Raw genomic sequence first — 15,285 nt, 5'->3', positions numbered from 1 at the left:
GCCGGCGCCAGGGCGGCTGCCGGCGAGGCGGCCCCCCCGCCAGGCGCGGACGCGGCGCCCGCCGGGGCTGCCTGATCCTGCCCGGCCTTGGCGGGCTGCTCGATGCCGCTCGCCTTTCTCATCTTGTCGACCACCGGGGTCGCGGTCGGCTCCACGCCGCCCAGCGCCTTCAGTCCGGCAACGACGTCCTGCCAGTTCAGGTGCGCATTGGCGTGGCGCCGCACATGGATCTGCGGGGCCCACAGCCCCACCTCGCCGATATAGACCTGGCGCGCGATCGGCTCCAGCTCAAGGCGGGTGACGGTCAGCGCGCTCCAGGCCGCCAGGTTCTCGCCGGCGGGGTCGCGCAGGTCCAGCCGGCGCAGGCCCAGGTCGCCCACGACACGGATCTTGGGCGGCGCATCCTTGGGCTGCTCGAAGACGATCTGCAGGTTCGAATCCAGCAGCGCGCTCTCGACCTTGAACGGCAGCGGCATGGGCCAGACGTCGGCCCACTTTTCCAGCTGCAGCCCGTCGAACGCCACGCGCAGCGTGGACGAAGGCACGACGTCGAACGGGCGGGCCACGCCGGTCAGGTCGAAGGGGCTGCCGTTGATGCGCAGGTGCAGGCGGGGCTGGACGTCGATATCGGTGGCGTACCCGAACGTGGAGATGAACGGCACGCCCACGCCCAGTTCGTCCACCACCTGCTTGCGGCCGGTCACTTTGTCGTCCAGCGTGATGGTGCCGCCGTCGATCACCATGTTGTTCAGCGAAAAGCGCGGCAGCCCTTCGTCCGGCTTGGGCGGTTCCTCGGGCTTGGCGGCAGTCAATTCGGCCACGCGTTGCTCAATATCAGAGAAATTGAACCGGGCGACGTCTTCGCGGACGATGGCGATGTTAGGCTGGCGCAGGGTCAGTCGATCGACCACGGGCGCGAACCAGAACAGCGAGGTCCATGCCGCGCTGGCGTCCAGCTCCGCCAGCGTCAGCAGCGGCGTCTGGGAGCCGGGCTGGGCCACGGCCAGGTCGCGCGCGCGGACGGTCAGCGTGAAGGGATTGAATGTGATCTTGCCGACGGAAACGTCGCGGCCGATCATTTTGGAGACGTCCTGGGTCAGGACGTCATGCAGGACCTTTGGGACCTGCCAGGCGGCGACGCCGCAAAGTATCAGCAAGAACGCGAGGATGCCCAGAAGAATCTTGCCGGCGCGCCGGGTGAACCGAAGCTTGGGCATGCGCACGGGCATCGCGAGTCTCCTGATAACTATTGAAGGCCATTATTCCGTCCTTCCACTAACTACAGGCGCGATTATCGCGCCCCCTCCACTGCTCGTCTATCATAGGCGTAACAGGGGCCCTTCCCGGCCAGCCGGGACCGCTCTTTTCAAACATTAACAATTCTTGATCCCGATTCCCATGTCCACGTCCACCCCCACCTTGAGCCACCTGGATGAAGCCGGCCAGGTCCGCATGGTCGACGTCATCGCCAAGACGGACACCGAACGCGTGGCGATCGCCACCGCCAGCGTGCGCATGAACGCCGTGGCCTATGGCCTCCTGACCCAGCCGGGCCAGGGCAAGGGAGAAGTCCTCAACACTGCCCGCGTGGCCGCCATCCTGGCCGCCAAGCGCTGCGCGGACCTCATCCCGCTGTGCCACAGCCTGCCGCTGGCCTTCGTCGGCGTCGAATTTTCCCTGGACGACGCCGAGCATCGCATCGACGTCCTGGCCACCTGCCGCACCAGCTACAAGACGGGCGTGGAAATGGAGGCCATGATGGCGTGCAGCGTGGCCGCGCTGACCATCTACGATATGTGCAAGGCTGCCGACAAGGGCATCGTGATCGAGCAAGTTCGCCTTAAGTACAAGGCGGGAGGCAAAAGTGGTGAATGGCGCAACGATTAATCTCCTGTACTTCGCGCGCGTGGCCGAACTCGTCGGCAAGCGCGCCGAAGCCTGGCCCGTGGAAGGCGAATCCACCGGCGCGCAATTGCTGGCCGCACTGGGCGAACGCTATCCCCAGCTTGCGCCGGCCTCGCGCCTGAAGCTGGCCATCAACCAGACCCACTCCAAGCCGTCCGCGCCGATCCGCGCGGGCGACGAGGTCGCGGTGTTCGAACCCGTCACCGGAGGGTAAACGCCATGATCAGCGTCCAGGAAGCCGACTTCGACGGCGCCGCGCTCACGGCCGCGCTGCGGGAACGCGCCGGTCCAGGCGTGGGCGGCATCGTCACTTTCGTGGGCTATGTGCGCGACTACGCGCCCGACTCGCCCACCGAAACGCTTTATCTCGAACACTACCCGGGCATGTGCGAACGCGAGCTCGAAGACATCGCCGCCACCGCCCGCGCGCGCTGGAACCTGGACGGCACGGTCATCGTGCACCGGGTGGGCGCGCTGTCGCGCAATGCGCAGATCGTCTTCGTCGCGGCGGCCAGCGCGCATCGCGGCGACGCCTTCCGCGGCTGCGAATACATCATCGACGCGCTCAAGACCCGCGCGCCCTTCTGGAAGCGCGAGACCCTTGCGGGCGGCGGCAGCTTCTGGGTGGAACAGCGCCAATCCGACCAGGACCGCACGGATTCCTGGGATGAAGACACCGCCAACAAGAAGGAGCATCCATGAGCGAAGCAATCCAGGTCCCGCTGGCCTGCGCCGTGCTGACGGTCAGCGACACCCGCAGCGCCGGCGACGACACGTCGGGCAACCTGCTTGCGCACAGCCTGGCGCATGCGGGCCACCAGTGCGTGCGCCGCGACATCGTCCGCGACGACATCTATCAGATCCGCCGCGTGATCAGCGACTGGATCGCGGACCCCGAAGTGCAGATCATCCTGACGACGGGCGGCACCGGCTTCTCGCATCGCGACTACACGCCGCAGGCCATCGCGCCGCTGCTGGACCGCGAGATCCCCGGCTTTGGCGAACTGTTCCGCCAGATCTCCTACACCGAGATCGGCAGCTCCACCATCCAGTCGCGCGCCTTCGCCGGCTCGGCCAACCAGACGCTGATCTTCTGCCTGCCGGGCTCCAACAACGCGTGCGAAACGGCCTGGGCGCAGATCCTGCGCGAACAGCTCGACAGCAGCCACGGCCCGTGCAATTTCGCCACGCAGTTCAAGAAACGCGAAGAAGAAGACTGACCCATGCTGGATTTTGATCAAGCCCAGACCCTGCTGGCCAATGCCGCCGGCCCGCTGCAACGCACCGAAGAGGTCAGCCTGCTGGAGGCCGCCGGCCGCGTGCTGGCCGCCAATCTCCACGCCACCGTGGACATCCCCCCCGCCGACAACAGCGCCATGGACGGCTACGCCCTGCGCCTGGCCGACTGGAGCCCCGACGCCCGCCTGCCCATCCAGCAGCGCTGCTACGCGGGCGACGTGCCCGAGCCGCTCAAGCCCGGCCACGCCATCCGCCTGTTCACGGGAAGCGTGATTCCCGCCGGCGCGGACGTAGTGGTCATGCAGGAAGACACCGTCGAAGCCGACGACCAGGTGCGGATCTCGCGCGAGCCCAAGCCCGGCCAGCACATCCGCCGCCGCGGCGAGGACACGCTGGCGGGCGCCCCGCTGCTGCCGGCGGGCACCCTGCTGCAGGCGGCGCACGTGGCGCTGCTCGCCTCGCAGGGGCTGGCCGCCGTGCCCGTGTACGGGCAGTTGCGCGTCGGCATCCTGACCACCGGCGACGAGCTCGTCCCGCCGGGCCAGCCGCGCGCGACCGAACAGATCTACAACTCCAACGGCCCGATGCTGGCCGCGATGGTGCGCGGCCTGGGCGCCCTGCCCGTCCATGTGCTGCATGCCCGCGACACCGAGGCCGACCTGCTGGCCGCCTTCAAGACGCTGCTGGCCGATTGCGACCTGGTGCTGAGCGTGGGCGGCGTCTCGGTCGGCGAGCGCGACCTGGTCAAGCCGGCGCTGGCCGCGCTGGGCGGCGAGCTGTCGCTGTGGAAGGTGCGCATGAAGCCGGGCAAGCCGGTGGCGCTGGCGCAGATCGGCGGCAAGCCCGTGGTCAGCCTGCCCGGCAATCCGGTATCGGCCTATGCGGTGTACGCCATGCTGGTGACCCCGCTGATGCGCCGCATGCAGGGCCGCGAGGAGATCTTCCCGCCGGTCAGCCTGCTGCCGCTGCGCACCGGGCAACCGCGCCAGGACGGCCGCGAGGAATTCCTGCGTGTCCAGCGCCGCGTGTCCGACGACGGCAGCGGCGAACTGGCGCCCTACGGCCATCAGGGTTCGGGCGTGATCAGTTCGTTGCCCTGGTGCACCGGCCTGGCCCGCCTGCCGGCGGACGTGCTGGTGCAGGACAAGGACCGGGTCGCCTACTACGACCTGCGTCACTGGCTGGCGTAGCGCTCGGCCTGCGCCAGCTCATCCGGCGTATTGACGTTCATGAAGGCATGGGGCGGCGCATCGTCGAAGCGGGTTTCGACGGCGCCCGCCCTGGCCTGCCACAACCCCACCTTGCGATCGCCCCCTTGCAGATATGCCAGCAAGCCGGGCAACAGGGAAGTGCGCAGCGCCATGCAGGCGGAGTGCCGCTGTCCGCCCGCGGCCGCATAGGCCAGCGGCGCCTGCGCCGCCCGCGCCGCGCCGATCAGGCGCGCGGCCATGTCCGCGGGCAGGAACGGCGTGTCGCAGGGCGCCACCACCAGCCATTCTTGCGCGGACGCCGCGGCCAGTCCCGCCGCGATGCCCACCAGCGGCCCCTGCCAGGCGCCCAGCTGCGGCTCGCCGTCAGGCACGACCTCGCCGTACTGCGCATAGCGGTCCGCGTGGCGATTGGCGCTGATGATCAGCCGCGCCACCTGCGGCGCGAGGCGGCGCGCGACGTGCGCCACCATGGGCTCGCCGCAAAGCGCGACCAGCCCCTTGTCTTGCCGGTTCATGCGAGAGCCCTGTCCGCCGGCCAGGATCAGGCCGGCCACGCCGCTGCATACGGGTTCAGCCACCGATGTAGCTCATTTCGATCTTGCGCGCCGGGTCCGCCATGTTGCGACCGCGCAGTTCCGAATAGTTGTCGTTGCGCGCCGCCCAGATGCCCGACAGGATGCGCGCCAGTTCAAGGTCCGTGGCGCCGTCGCGCAGCGGCGCGCGCAGGTCGTGCCCATCGTGCGCGAACAGGCACATGAAGAGCTTGCCCTCCGGCGACAGGCGCGCCCGCGTACAGCCGCCGCAGAACGCGTGCGTGACGCTGGAGATGACGCCGATCTCGCCGCCGCCGTCCAGGTAGCGCCAGCGTTCGGCGACCCGCCCCATCTCGCCCGAGGCCACCGGCGCCAGCGGATGGACCGCGCCGATGCGGTCCAGCACTTCCTGGCTGGGCACGACTTCGGCGAGGTTCCAGCCGTTGCTGTTGCCCACGTCCATGTATTCGATGAAGCGCAGGATGTGGCCGCTGTTGCGGAAGCGCTCGGCCATGGGCAGGATCTGCCCGTCGTTCAGGCCGCGCCGCACCACCATGTTGACCTTCACGGGCGCCAGGCCCGCGTCGGCGGCGGCGTCGATGCCGCGCAGCACGTCGTCGGGCGTGAAGCCGCTGTCGCTCATGCCCTGGAACATGGCGGGGTCCAGCGCGTCCAGGCTGACCGTGACGCGCGTGAGGCCGGCGCTTTTCAGCGCGGCGGCCTTGCGCGCCAGCACGCTGCCGTTGGTGGTCAGGGTGAGGTCCAGCGGGCGGCCTTGCGGCGTGCGCAGTTCCGCCAGCATGCCGACCAGGTTTTCGATGTGCTTGCGCAGCAGCGGCTCGCCGCCCGTCAGGCGGATCTTCTCCACGCCCAGCTGCGTGAAGATGCCGGCCAGCCGGCTGATCTCTTCGAAGGACAGCAGGGCCGAATGCGGCATGAAGGTGTAGCTGGCGTCGAAGACCTCGCGCGGCATGCAATAGGTGCAGCGGAAATTGCAGCGATCCGTGACGGATATGCGCAGGTCGCGCAGCGGCCGCGCGCGCATGTCCAGCGCGGGCTGCCCGTGCGGCGGCGGTTCTCCGGGCGCCACGGCGGCCGGACGATCGTTGCGGCGATCGGCAAGGACAATCACTTTGCTCATGGGGACATCATATCCCGGAGACTCGCGCCGCGCGCTCATGGAAAAGCCTCTTCCAGCGTCTGTAACCGCCCGGTGTCCTGGGCGTCGTAGCCGACCAGCTGCCCCACGTAGCCCACATAGTCCGGGCTGCGCATGATGGACAGCAGGTCGCGCATGGCCGGGGTTTCCAGCGCGGACTTGCGGATGGCGAAGAAATAGCGCTCCCGCACCAGCGGAATGAAATCCAGCCCGAAGCGGCAGGCCGCCGTCTCCACGCCCACGCCGGTGTCGGCCATGCCGCTGGCGATGTGCGCGGCGATGGCCATATGGGTGAACTCGTTGGTTTCGTAGCCCTGGACTTCGCCGATGGACACGCCCGCGCGCTGCAGCAGCAGGCCCACCAGGTAGCGGGTGCTGGAGCCGATCTGGCGGTTGACGAAGCGCACATCCTGGCGCGCCAGGTCCGCCATGCCCCGGATCTGCTTGGGATTGCCGGCGGTGACGAACAGGCCGGTGTTGCGCACGGCCAGGTGGATCAGCATGTATTCGTCCGCGTGCAGCCACTGCGCGTAGCGCTCCATGATGGGCGCCTCGAAGTCCCCCAGCGGCACCTGGAAACCCGCCAGATCGCACTCGTGGCGCTCCAGCGAGGCCAGCGCCTCGATCGCCGTGCGGTAGCGCAATTCCAGCCCGGGCTTGCGGTTGCCCATGTGCTGCATCAGCGACTCCACCGCGAAGCCGTGGCTGGCGTGCAGGCGCAAATGCGGACCGGTTTCGGGCAGCAGGCGCTCCAGCTCTTCCTGGAGCTCCGACGCCATGCTGTCCAGCGTGGGCATCAGCCGGGCCTCGATGCGGCGGTTGGCCCACAGCAGGCGCTGCGCAAAGGGCGACAACTGCGTGCCCTGGCGGCGGTTGGTGATGAGCAGCTGCGTGCCGAAGATGGCCTCGAAGCGGCGCAGCACGCCCCAGCCGTGCCGGTACGACAGCCCGCAGGCGCGGCAAGCGCCGGAGATATTGCCCGTGGCGTCGATGGCCGCCAGCAGCGCAAGCATGTCTTGCAAGGGCACGGGGGCCGAATCGTCGTCTCCGCCCAATGTCCATTGCGGCCGCAGGCCGATACGGAACTTATATGTCATTTATTTCTTATTGAAGGCGATTAAGTACCCCGTTAGAGTACACAAATAACGCGGCGGACGGGTGTTTTATATGTTTTTTTAAACATATTAAGCCCTGCAAATCCAGCCGGCACAACAGCCCCCGCGACGGGGTCATGCAACACAGGAGGAGACCGACGTGCATCAGCGCGAGGCAAAGTCCGATCTGGCATCCAGCGGCGGAGCCCGGGGCGGCCAATTGGCCCTGGACGCGGCCCAGGCGTCCCACACCCCGGCCATCGCGGCCACGGCCCACATTCTTGCCCGGCTGAAAGACCAGCCCGGCCCGCTCCTTCCGGTGCTGCATGCGGTCCAGCACGAACTGGGCTGTATTCCGGCCGAGGCGGTGCAAACCATCGCCGAGGCCCTGAACCTCTCCCGCGCCGAAGTCCACGGCGTCATCACCTTCTACCCGCACTTCCGCAGCGAGCCGGCCGCGCGCCACTCGCTGGAAGTCTGCCGCGCCGAAGCCTGCCAGGCCATGGGCGGCGAACACCTGGCCGCCCACGCCCGCAGCGCGCTGGGCTGCGATTTCCACGCCAGCACGCGGGACGGCAATTTCTCGCTTGAGCCGGTGTACTGCCTGGGCCTGTGCGCCCAGTCGCCGGCGGTCATGATCGACGGCCAGCCCCACGCCCGCGTCACCCCCGACAAGCTGGACCGCCTGCTGACCCGCACGCTGGAGGCCAAGCCATGAGCGCCCCCGTCGTCATCTACGTGCCGCGCGACGCCGCGGCGCTGGCCATGGACGCGGACGCGGTGGCGCGCGACATCGAACGCATCGCCGACGAACGCGGCCTGTCCGTGCAGGTGGTGCGCAACGGCTCGCGCGGCCTGCTCTGGCTGGAGCCCCTGGTCGAGATCGCCACGCCGCAAGGCCGCATCGCCTACGGCCCCGTGCAGCCCGAGGACGTGGCCGCGCTGTTCGACGCCGGCTGGCTCGCGGGCGGCGGCCACGCGCTGCGCCACGGCCCGACCGAGGACATTCCCTACCTGAAGCACCAGGAACGGCTGACCTTCGCCCGCGTCGGCGTAATCGACCCGCTGTCCCTCCAGGACTACGCCGCGCACGGCGGCCTGCAGGGGCTCAAGCGCGCGCTGGCCATGGAGCCCGGCCAGATCGTCGACGAAATGGTGGCCTCGGGCCTGCGCGGCCGCGGCGGCGCGGCCTTTCCGACCGGCATCAAATGGAAGACGGTGGCCGGCACGCCGGGCAGCACGAAATACATCGTCTGCAATGCCGACGAAGGCGACTCCGGCACCTTTGCCGACCGCCTGCTGATGGAAGGCGACCCCTACGTCCTGATCGAAGGCATGACCATCGCCGGCCTGGCGGTGGGCGCGACTTACGGCTACATCTACGTGCGCTCCGAATACCCGCACGCCATCGCCACGCTGGAGGCCGCCATCGCGCGGGCGCGCAGCGTGGGCTGGCTGGGCGACGACATCCACGGCAGCGGCCGCCAGTTCGACCTGGAAGTGCGCAAGGGCGCGGGCGCCTACATCTGCGGCGAGGAAACCTCCCTGCTGGAAAGCCTGGAAGGCAAGCGCGGCGTGGTCCGCGCCAAGCCGCCGCTGCCCGCGATCTCCGGCCTGTTCGGCAAGCCCACCGTCATCAACAACGTGATCTCGCTGGCCACCGTGCCCATCATCCTGGCCAAGGGCGCGGCGTACTACCGCGACTACGGCGTGGGCCGCTCGCACGGCACCCTGCCCTTCCAGCTTGCCGGCAACCTCAAGCAGGGCGGGCTGGTGGAAAAGGCCTTCGGCCTGAGCCTGCGCGACCTGCTGTACGAATTCGGCGCAGGCAGCGCCTCCGGGCGTCCGCTGCGCGCCGTGCAGGTGGGCGGCCCGCTGGGCGCCTATCTGCCGGAATCGCAATGGGACGTGCCGCTGGACTACGAAGCCTATATCCAGATCTCGGCCATGATCGGCCACGGCGGGCTGGTGGCGTTCGACGACACCGTCGACATGGCGCGCATGGCGCGCTACGCGATGGAGTTCTGCGCCATCGAATCCTGCGGCAAATGCACGCCTTGCCGCATCGGCTCGACGCGCGGCGTGGAAACCATAGAAAAGATCGCAGCGGGCGGACAAAGCCGCGAACAGCGCGAACAGCAGGTGCATCTGCTGCGCGACCTGTGCGACACGATGCTGGGCGGTTCGCTGTGTGCGCTGGGGGGCATGGCGCCCTACCCGGTGCTGTCCGCGCTGAACCATTTTCCGCAGGACTTCGGCATCGAGTCCTCCCATTCTGCCGCGCACGCGGCCTGAACCCGAGACCGCCATGCTAGAAACCGTCATCAAGCGCGACCGCGACATGGGCACGCCGGCGCGCGAGTCCGAACAAACCGTCACCCTGACCATCGACGGCCAGGAAATCACCGTCCCCGAAGGCACGTCGCTGATGCGCGCGGCCGCGGAGGCCGGCATCAACATCCCCAAGCTGTGCGCGACCGACAGCCTGGAGCCCTTTGGTTCGTGCCGGCTGTGCCTGGTGCAGATCGAGGGCCGGCGCGGCTATCCCGCGTCCTGCACCACGCCGGCCGAGAACGGCATGGTCGTCTTCACCGAAACCCCCAAGCTGCATGACCTGCGGCGCGGCGTGATGGAGCTGTACATCTCCGACCATCCGCTGGACTGCCTGACCTGTCCGGCCAACGGCGACTGCGAGCTGCAGGACATGGCCGGCGTGGTGGGACTGCGCAACGTGCGCTACGGCTACGACGGCGCCAACCACCTGAAGGCCGAGAAAGACGAGTCCAACCCGTACTTCACCTTCGATGCCTCCAAGTGCATCGTCTGCAACCGCTGCGTGCGCGCCTGCGAGGAAACCCAGGGCACTTTCGCGCTGACGATTTCCGGCAAGGGCTTCGAATCCCGCGTGTCGCCGGGCCAGGACCAGCCGTTCCTGGACAGCGAATGCGTGTCCTGCGGGGCCTGCGTGCAGGCCTGTCCGACCTCCACCCTGCAGGAAAAGACCGTCATCATGATGGGCCAGGCCGAGCACTCGGTCGTGACCACCTGCGCCTACTGCGGCGTGGGCTGCGGCTTCAAGGCCGAGATGAAGGGCCAGGAAGTCGTGCGCATGGTGCCCTGGAAGGACGGCCAGGCCAACCGCGGACACTCCTGCGTGAAAGGCCGCTTCGCCTGGGGCTACGCCACGCACAAGGAGCGCGTGCTCAAGCCCATGATCCGCAAGCACATCACGGATTCCTGGAAGGAAGTGTCCTGGGACGAGGCGATCAACTACGCGGCGTCCGAGTTCCGCCGCATCCAGAACCAGTACGGCCGCGACGCCGTGGGCGGCATCACCTCTTCGCGCTGCACCAACGAGGAAACCTGGCTGGTGCAGAAGCTGGTGCGCGCCGCCTTCGGCACCAACAACGTCGACACCTGCGCGCGCGTCTGCCATTCGCCCACCGGCTATGGCCTGAAACAGACGCTGGGCGAATCGGCCGGCACGCAGACCTTCGATTCCGTCATGCACACGGACGTGGTCATCGTCATGGGCGCCAACCCCAGCAGCGGCCACCCCGTGTTCGCCTCGCGCCTGAAGCGCCGGCTGCGCGAAGGCGCGCGGCTGATCGTCATCGACCCGCGCCGCATCGAACTGGTGAGCTCGCCGCACGTCAAGGCCGACTTCCACCTGCAGGTGCGGCCCGGCACCAACACGGCGCTGCTCTCGTCGCTGGCGCACGTGATCGCCACCGAAGGCCTGATCGCCGACGAGTTCGTGGCCGAGCGCTGCGAAGCCAAGGCGTTCAACGAATGGCGCGACTTCGTCTCGCTGCCCGAGAACTCGCCGGAGGCCATGGAAGAAATCACCGGCGTGCCGGCGCAGGCCGTGCGCGGCGCGGCGCGCCTGTTCGCCACCGGCGGCAACGGCTCCATCTACTACGGCCTGGGCGTGACCGAGCACAGCCAGGGCTCGACCACCGTCATGGCGATTGCCAACCTGGCCATGGCCACCGGCAACATCGGCCGCGAAGGCGTGGGCGTGAACCCCTTGCGCGGGCAGAACAACGTGCAGGGCTCGTGCGACATGGGCTCGTTTCCGCATGAACTGCCCGGCTACCGCCACATCTCGGACAACACGGTGCGCGCGCAGTTCGAGAAGGACTGGGGCGTCACGCTGCAGCCCGAACCGGGCCTGCGCATCCCCAACATGTTCGAAGCCGCGCTGGGCGGATCGTTCAAGGGCCTGTACTGCCAGGGCGAGGACATCGTGCAGTCCGACCCCAACACGCAGCACGTCGCGGCGTCGCTGGCGGCCATGGAATGCATCGTGGTGCAGGACCTGTTCCTGAACGAAACGGCCAAGTACGCGCATGTGTTCCTGCCCGGCTCGTCCTTCCTGGAAAAGGACGGCACCTTCACCAACGCCGAGCGCCGCATCTCGCGGGTGCGCAAGGTGATGGAGCCCAAGAACGGCAAGTCGGACTGGGAAGTGACGGTGGCGCTGTCCAATGCGCTGGGCTATCCCATGAACTACAAGCACCCGCGCGAGATCATGGAAGAGATCGCCCGCCTGACGCCCACGTTCGCCGGCGTCAGCTACGAGAAGCTGGACAAGCTGGGCAGCCTGCAATGGCCGTGCAACGACGACGCGCCCGAAGGCACGCCCATCATGCACATCGACCAGTTCGTGCGCGGCAAGGGCAAGTTCATGATCACCAAATACGTGCCGACTGACGAGCGCAGCACGCGCCGCTTCCCGCTGCTGCTGACGACGGGCCGCATCCTGTCGCAGTACAACGTGGGCGCGCAGACCCGGCGCACGCCCAACGTGATGTGGCATGGCGAGGACGTGCTGGAGCTGCATCCGCAGGACGCCGAGGACCGCGGCGTGGCCGAGGGCGACTGGGTGGGCATCCAGAGCCGCGCGGGCGAGACCGTGCTGCGCGCCACGCTGACCGACCGGGTGCAGCCGGGCGTGGTATACACCACGTTCCACTTTCCCGAGTCCGGCGCCAACGTCGTCACCACCGACAGTTCCGACTGGGCGACCAACTGCCCCGAATACAAGGTCACCGCGGTGCAGGTCACGCGCGTGTCCCAGCCGTCGGAATGGCAGCGCCAGTGGTCGCGCTTTGCGGACATCCAGCAAAAGCTCCTGCGCGAACGCTCGCGCGAGAGCGAGGCGGCGCTGACCGGGAAGTAACCGCCAGCCAGAACCGCCAGGGATCCCATGCCTACGCCGACATCCGCCCGCCCCGACTGCACGCAGACCAAGGTCACCCGCGTGCGGGCGGGCGCCATCGCCGCGCATGCCGAGGCCGATTACGTGGCCGAGGAAACGCCGGTGGCGCTGGAATTCAACGGCATCAGCCACGCCACCATGCTGGCCACGCCAGCGGACCTGGAAGATTTCGCCGTGGGGTTTTCGCTGTCGGAAGGCATCATCGACAACGTCAGCGACGTGCGCGGCATCGACATCCTGCCCCAGTGCGGCGGCATCGTGGTCCAGCTGGAAATCTCCACCGCCTGCGAGGTGCGCCTGAAAACCCGGCGCCGCGCCATGGCCGGACGCACCGGCTGCGGGCTGTGCGGCGTGGAAACGCTGCCGGAAGTGCTGCGCCCGGTGGCGCCGGTCACGAACGGCGCGCCCACGCGCATCCAGGCGGTGCTGGCCGCCATGCGCGACATGCGCGCGCGCCAGGCGCTGCACGACATCACCGGCGCCACGCACGCCGCGGGCTGGGCCGGCGCGGACGGCGCCGTGGCGCTGGTCCGCGAGGACGTGGGCCGGCACAACGCGCTGGACAAGCTGGTCGGCGCGCTGGCCCGCCAGGCCATGCACGCGGGCGACGGCATCGTGCTGGTGTCCAGCCGCGCCAGCTTCGAGATGGTGCAAAAGACCGCCGCCGCCGGCGTCGCGGTGCTGGCCGCCGTGTCGGCGCCGACCGCGCTGGCTATCCGCCTGGCCACCGACGCCAACGTCACCCTGCTGGGATTCCTGCGCGAAGACAGCGCCACGCTGTACTCCCATCCCGAACGCATCATCACCTGAACCGGACGCAAGCAAGCAATGGAAATCGTCAACCTGATCCGCATGGCCAACCGCATCGGCCAGTTCTTCGACGCCATGCCGGACCGGCCCGAGGCGCTGGAGGGCGTGGCCAACCATATCCACAAGTTCTGGGAGCCGCGCATGCGCAACGAGCTGCTGGGCTTTCTGGCGCAGTGCCCCGACGGCGACGCCGGGGAAGAACGGCTGCACCCCCTGGTGCTGGCGGCGGTGACGCAGCATCGCCAGCGCCTGACCCCGCTTGCCCGCGTGGAGTAGCGCGGCGGGCCCGCTACTCCGTATTCAGCACAGCAGCATCGCAGCGACAGATTCATAAAAGAGACGGCGGGATCCATTTTGAGGTCCACGCACGCTATAAAGCCGCACCCCTGAGGAGACATCATGGAAAGTAGCGCCACCCTGGACCTGCCCGGCTCAAGGCCGGGTTTCTTCGACAAAGAACGCACCATCGCCGGGCCGGGCTTCTCGCGCTGGCTCGTGCCGCCGGCCGCCCTGGCCATCCACCTCTGCATCGGCATGGCCTACGGCTTTTCCGTGTTCTGGCTGCCGCTGTCCAAGGTGGTGGGCGGGACCAAGCCGCTGGCCTGCCCCGCCGACATGAGCCTCGCGGCGGAGCTGTTCACCACCAGCTGCGACTGGAAGATCTCGACCATGGGGTGGATGTACACCCTGTTCTTCGTGCTGCTGGGGTGCTCGGCCGCGCTGTGGGGCGGCTGGCTGGAACGCGCGGGTCCGCGCAAGGCGGGCGTGGTGTCGGCGCTGTGCTGGTGCGGCGGGCTGGTCATCTCGGCCATCGGCGTGTACCTGCACCAGATGTGGATGCTGTGGCTGGGGTCGGGCGTCATCGGGGGCATCGGCCTGGGCCTGGGGTATATCTCGCCGGTCAGCACGCTGATCAAGTGGTTCCCGGACCGCCGCGGCATGGCGACCGGCATGGCCATCATGGGCTTCGGCGGCGGCGCCATGATCGGCGCGCCGCTGGCGGACCTGCTGATGCGCCACTTCGCCACGCCGACCTCGCCGGGCGTGTGGCAGACCTTCCTGACCATGGCGGTGGTGTATTTCATCTTCATGATGTCGGGCGCGCTGGGCTACCGCGTGCCGCCCACCGGCTGGAAGCCCGCAGGCTGGACGGCCCCCGCCAAGCATGCCAACAACGCCATGATCACCCAGGGCCACGTCCACGTGAAGCGCGTCTGGGGCGTGCCGCAGTTCTGGCTGGTGTGGCTGGTGCTGTGCCTGAACGTGACGGCGGGCATCGGCATCCTGGGCATGGCCTCGCCGCTGCTGCAGGAAGTGTTCGGCGGCGGCCTGATCAACAAGCCCGAACTGGGCTTCGCGCAGCTCGACAAGGAACAGCTCGCCGCCATCGCCGCCATTGCCGCGGGCTTTACCGGCCTGCTCAGCCTGTTCAACATCGGCGGACGCTTCTTCTGGGCCAGCCTGTCGGACAAGCTGGGCCGCAAGATGACCTACTTTGTCTTCCTGGTGCTGGGCTTCGTGCTGTATTCCGCCATTCCCTGGACGGCGCACATCGGCGCCCTGGCACTGTTCGTGGCCGCGTTCTGCGTCATCCTGTCCATGTACGGCGGCGGTTTCGCCACGGTGCCCGCCTACCTGGCCGACCTGTTCGGCACGCAGATGGTGGGGGCCATCCACGGCCGCCTGCTCACGGCGTGGTCCGCGGCCGGCATTTTCGGTCCGGTGCTGGTGAACTACATTCGCGAGTACCAGTTGTCCATCGGCGTGCCGCGCGCGCAGGTGTACGACATCACCATGTACATCCTGGCGGGCATGCTGGTGCTGGGCTTCCTGTGCAACCTGGCGATCCGCCCGGTAAACCGCAAGTACTTCATGACCGACGAGGAACTGGCCCAGGAAAAGGCGCTGGCGCACGAACGCGCGGTGGCCGCCGAAACCCATGGCGTGGGCACCTCGACCTTCCGCACCCCGCCCGCGCTGATCGCGTTCGCCTGGGCCTGCGTGGGCATCCCGCTGGCCTGGGGCATCTGGATCACGCTGCAGAAGGCGGTCGTCCTGTTCCATTGACCCGGCCCGCCGGCCGCGGCGCTTCGCGTGCCGCGCGCCGCCC

General features: G+C 68.4%; 15 protein-coding genes. 11 read left to right on the top strand and 4 right to left on the bottom strand.

Annotation, left to right across the window (positions count from 1 at the left end; translation table 11 throughout):
* A partial coding sequence (locus ACFWP0_RS29355) for a DUF748 domain-containing protein (RefSeq protein ID WP_377848244.1) occupies positions 1–1,229 on the bottom strand: 1,229 nt, incomplete at its 3' end.
* A 169-nt stretch (positions 1,230–1,398) separates the two neighbouring features.
* On the opposite strand from ACFWP0_RS29355, the gene moaC reads away from it, so the two are divergent.
* Genes moaC through glp form a run of 5 tightly spaced genes read left to right on the top strand, consistent with a single transcriptional unit; the run spans position 1,399 to position 4,334 of the window.
* Entirely contained in the window at positions 1,399–1,887 is a 489-nt protein-coding gene (gene moaC / locus ACFWP0_RS29350; RefSeq protein ID WP_171667135.1) for a cyclic pyranopterin monophosphate synthase MoaC, read from the top strand.
* Positions 1,868–2,119, top strand: coding sequence for a MoaD/ThiS family protein (locus tag ACFWP0_RS29345; protein ID WP_377848242.1), 252 nt, complete (start codon positions 1,868–1,870; stop codon positions 2,117–2,119). Before moaC ends, ACFWP0_RS29345 begins: the two co-directional genes overlap by 20 nt.
* Positions 2,120–2,124: 5 nt before the next feature.
* Positions 2,125–2,607, top strand: coding sequence for a molybdenum cofactor biosynthesis protein MoaE (locus tag ACFWP0_RS29340; RefSeq protein ID WP_377848240.1), 483 nt, complete (start codon positions 2,125–2,127; stop codon positions 2,605–2,607).
* Positions 2,604–3,125, top strand: a complete 522-nt coding sequence (gene moaB / locus ACFWP0_RS29335; RefSeq protein ID WP_377848239.1) for a molybdenum cofactor biosynthesis protein B — start codon at positions 2,604–2,606, stop codon at positions 3,123–3,125. Before ACFWP0_RS29340 ends, moaB begins: the two co-directional genes overlap by 4 nt.
* A 3-nt stretch (positions 3,126–3,128) precedes the next feature.
* Positions 3,129–4,334 (top strand): gephyrin-like molybdotransferase Glp, encoded by a 1,206-nt coding sequence (gene glp, locus ACFWP0_RS29330; protein WP_377848238.1) that lies wholly within the window; start codon positions 3,129–3,131, stop codon positions 4,332–4,334.
* On the opposite strand, the gene mobA is transcribed toward glp, so the two are convergent.
* The 3 genes from mobA to ACFWP0_RS29315 are packed head-to-tail and all read right to left on the bottom strand — an operon-like array spanning position 4,319 to position 7,144.
* Positions 4,319–4,933 (bottom strand): molybdenum cofactor guanylyltransferase MobA, encoded by a 615-nt coding sequence (gene mobA / locus ACFWP0_RS29325; RefSeq protein WP_377848236.1) that lies wholly within the window; start codon positions 4,931–4,933, stop codon positions 4,319–4,321. The genes glp and mobA overlap by 16 nt on opposite strands.
* Positions 4,926–6,029, bottom strand: coding sequence for a GTP 3',8-cyclase MoaA (gene moaA, locus ACFWP0_RS29320; RefSeq protein ID WP_377848234.1), 1,104 nt, complete (start codon positions 6,027–6,029; stop codon positions 4,926–4,928). Before moaA ends, mobA begins: the two co-directional genes overlap by 8 nt.
* Before the next feature lie 35 nt (positions 6,030–6,064).
* The gene (locus ACFWP0_RS29315; protein WP_377848232.1) at positions 6,065–7,144 is read right to left on the bottom strand and encodes a substrate-binding domain-containing protein; all 1,080 of its coding nucleotides are present in this window, start codon (positions 7,142–7,144) and stop codon (positions 6,065–6,067) included.
* A gap of 157 nt (positions 7,145–7,301) precedes the next feature.
* Between ACFWP0_RS29315 and ACFWP0_RS29310 the strand changes: the two genes are divergently transcribed.
* The 6 genes from ACFWP0_RS29310 to ACFWP0_RS29285 all read left to right on the top strand — a co-directional run bounded on the left by ACFWP0_RS29310 (position 7,302) and on the right by ACFWP0_RS29285 (position 15,242).
* A complete protein-coding gene (locus ACFWP0_RS29310) occupies positions 7,302–7,859 on the top strand; it encodes a formate dehydrogenase subunit gamma (RefSeq protein ID WP_377848231.1) in 558 nt (185 codons plus the stop codon).
* On the top strand, positions 7,856–9,436 hold the full coding sequence (locus ACFWP0_RS29305; RefSeq protein ID WP_377848229.1) for a formate dehydrogenase beta subunit: 1,581 nt from the start codon (positions 7,856–7,858) through the stop codon (positions 9,434–9,436). The genes ACFWP0_RS29310 and ACFWP0_RS29305 overlap by 4 nt, the downstream gene beginning before the upstream one ends.
* Positions 9,437–9,449: 13 nt before the next feature.
* On the top strand, positions 9,450–12,326 hold the full coding sequence (gene fdhF / locus ACFWP0_RS29300; protein ID WP_377848228.1) for a formate dehydrogenase subunit alpha: 2,877 nt from the start codon (positions 9,450–9,452) through the stop codon (positions 12,324–12,326).
* Positions 12,327–12,353: 27 nt separating this feature from the next.
* Positions 12,354–13,175 carry a formate dehydrogenase accessory sulfurtransferase FdhD gene (gene fdhD, locus ACFWP0_RS29295; RefSeq protein ID WP_377848227.1) on the top strand — a complete coding sequence of 274 codons (822 nt, stop codon included), beginning with the start codon at positions 12,354–12,356 and terminating at the stop codon, positions 13,173–13,175.
* 18 nt (positions 13,176–13,193) lie between these two features.
* Positions 13,194–13,451: a formate dehydrogenase subunit delta gene (locus ACFWP0_RS29290; RefSeq protein WP_377848225.1), complete on the top strand. Its 258-nt coding sequence runs from the start codon at positions 13,194–13,196 to the stop codon at positions 13,449–13,451.
* 123 nt (positions 13,452–13,574) lie between these two features.
* Positions 13,575–15,242 carry an OFA family MFS transporter gene (locus ACFWP0_RS29285; RefSeq protein WP_377848224.1) on the top strand — a complete coding sequence of 556 codons (1,668 nt, stop codon included), beginning with the start codon at positions 13,575–13,577 and terminating at the stop codon, positions 15,240–15,242.
* Positions 15,243–15,285 lie beyond the last annotated feature (43 nt).

The sequence above is a fragment of the Achromobacter sp. NPDC058515 genome, from assembly GCF_042721735.1.
GTDB lineage: Bacteria > Pseudomonadota > Gammaproteobacteria > Burkholderiales > Burkholderiaceae_B > Achromobacter.
Note: the sequence above shows the minus strand (reverse complement) of the source record. Positions and strands in the feature narration are given on the sequence as shown.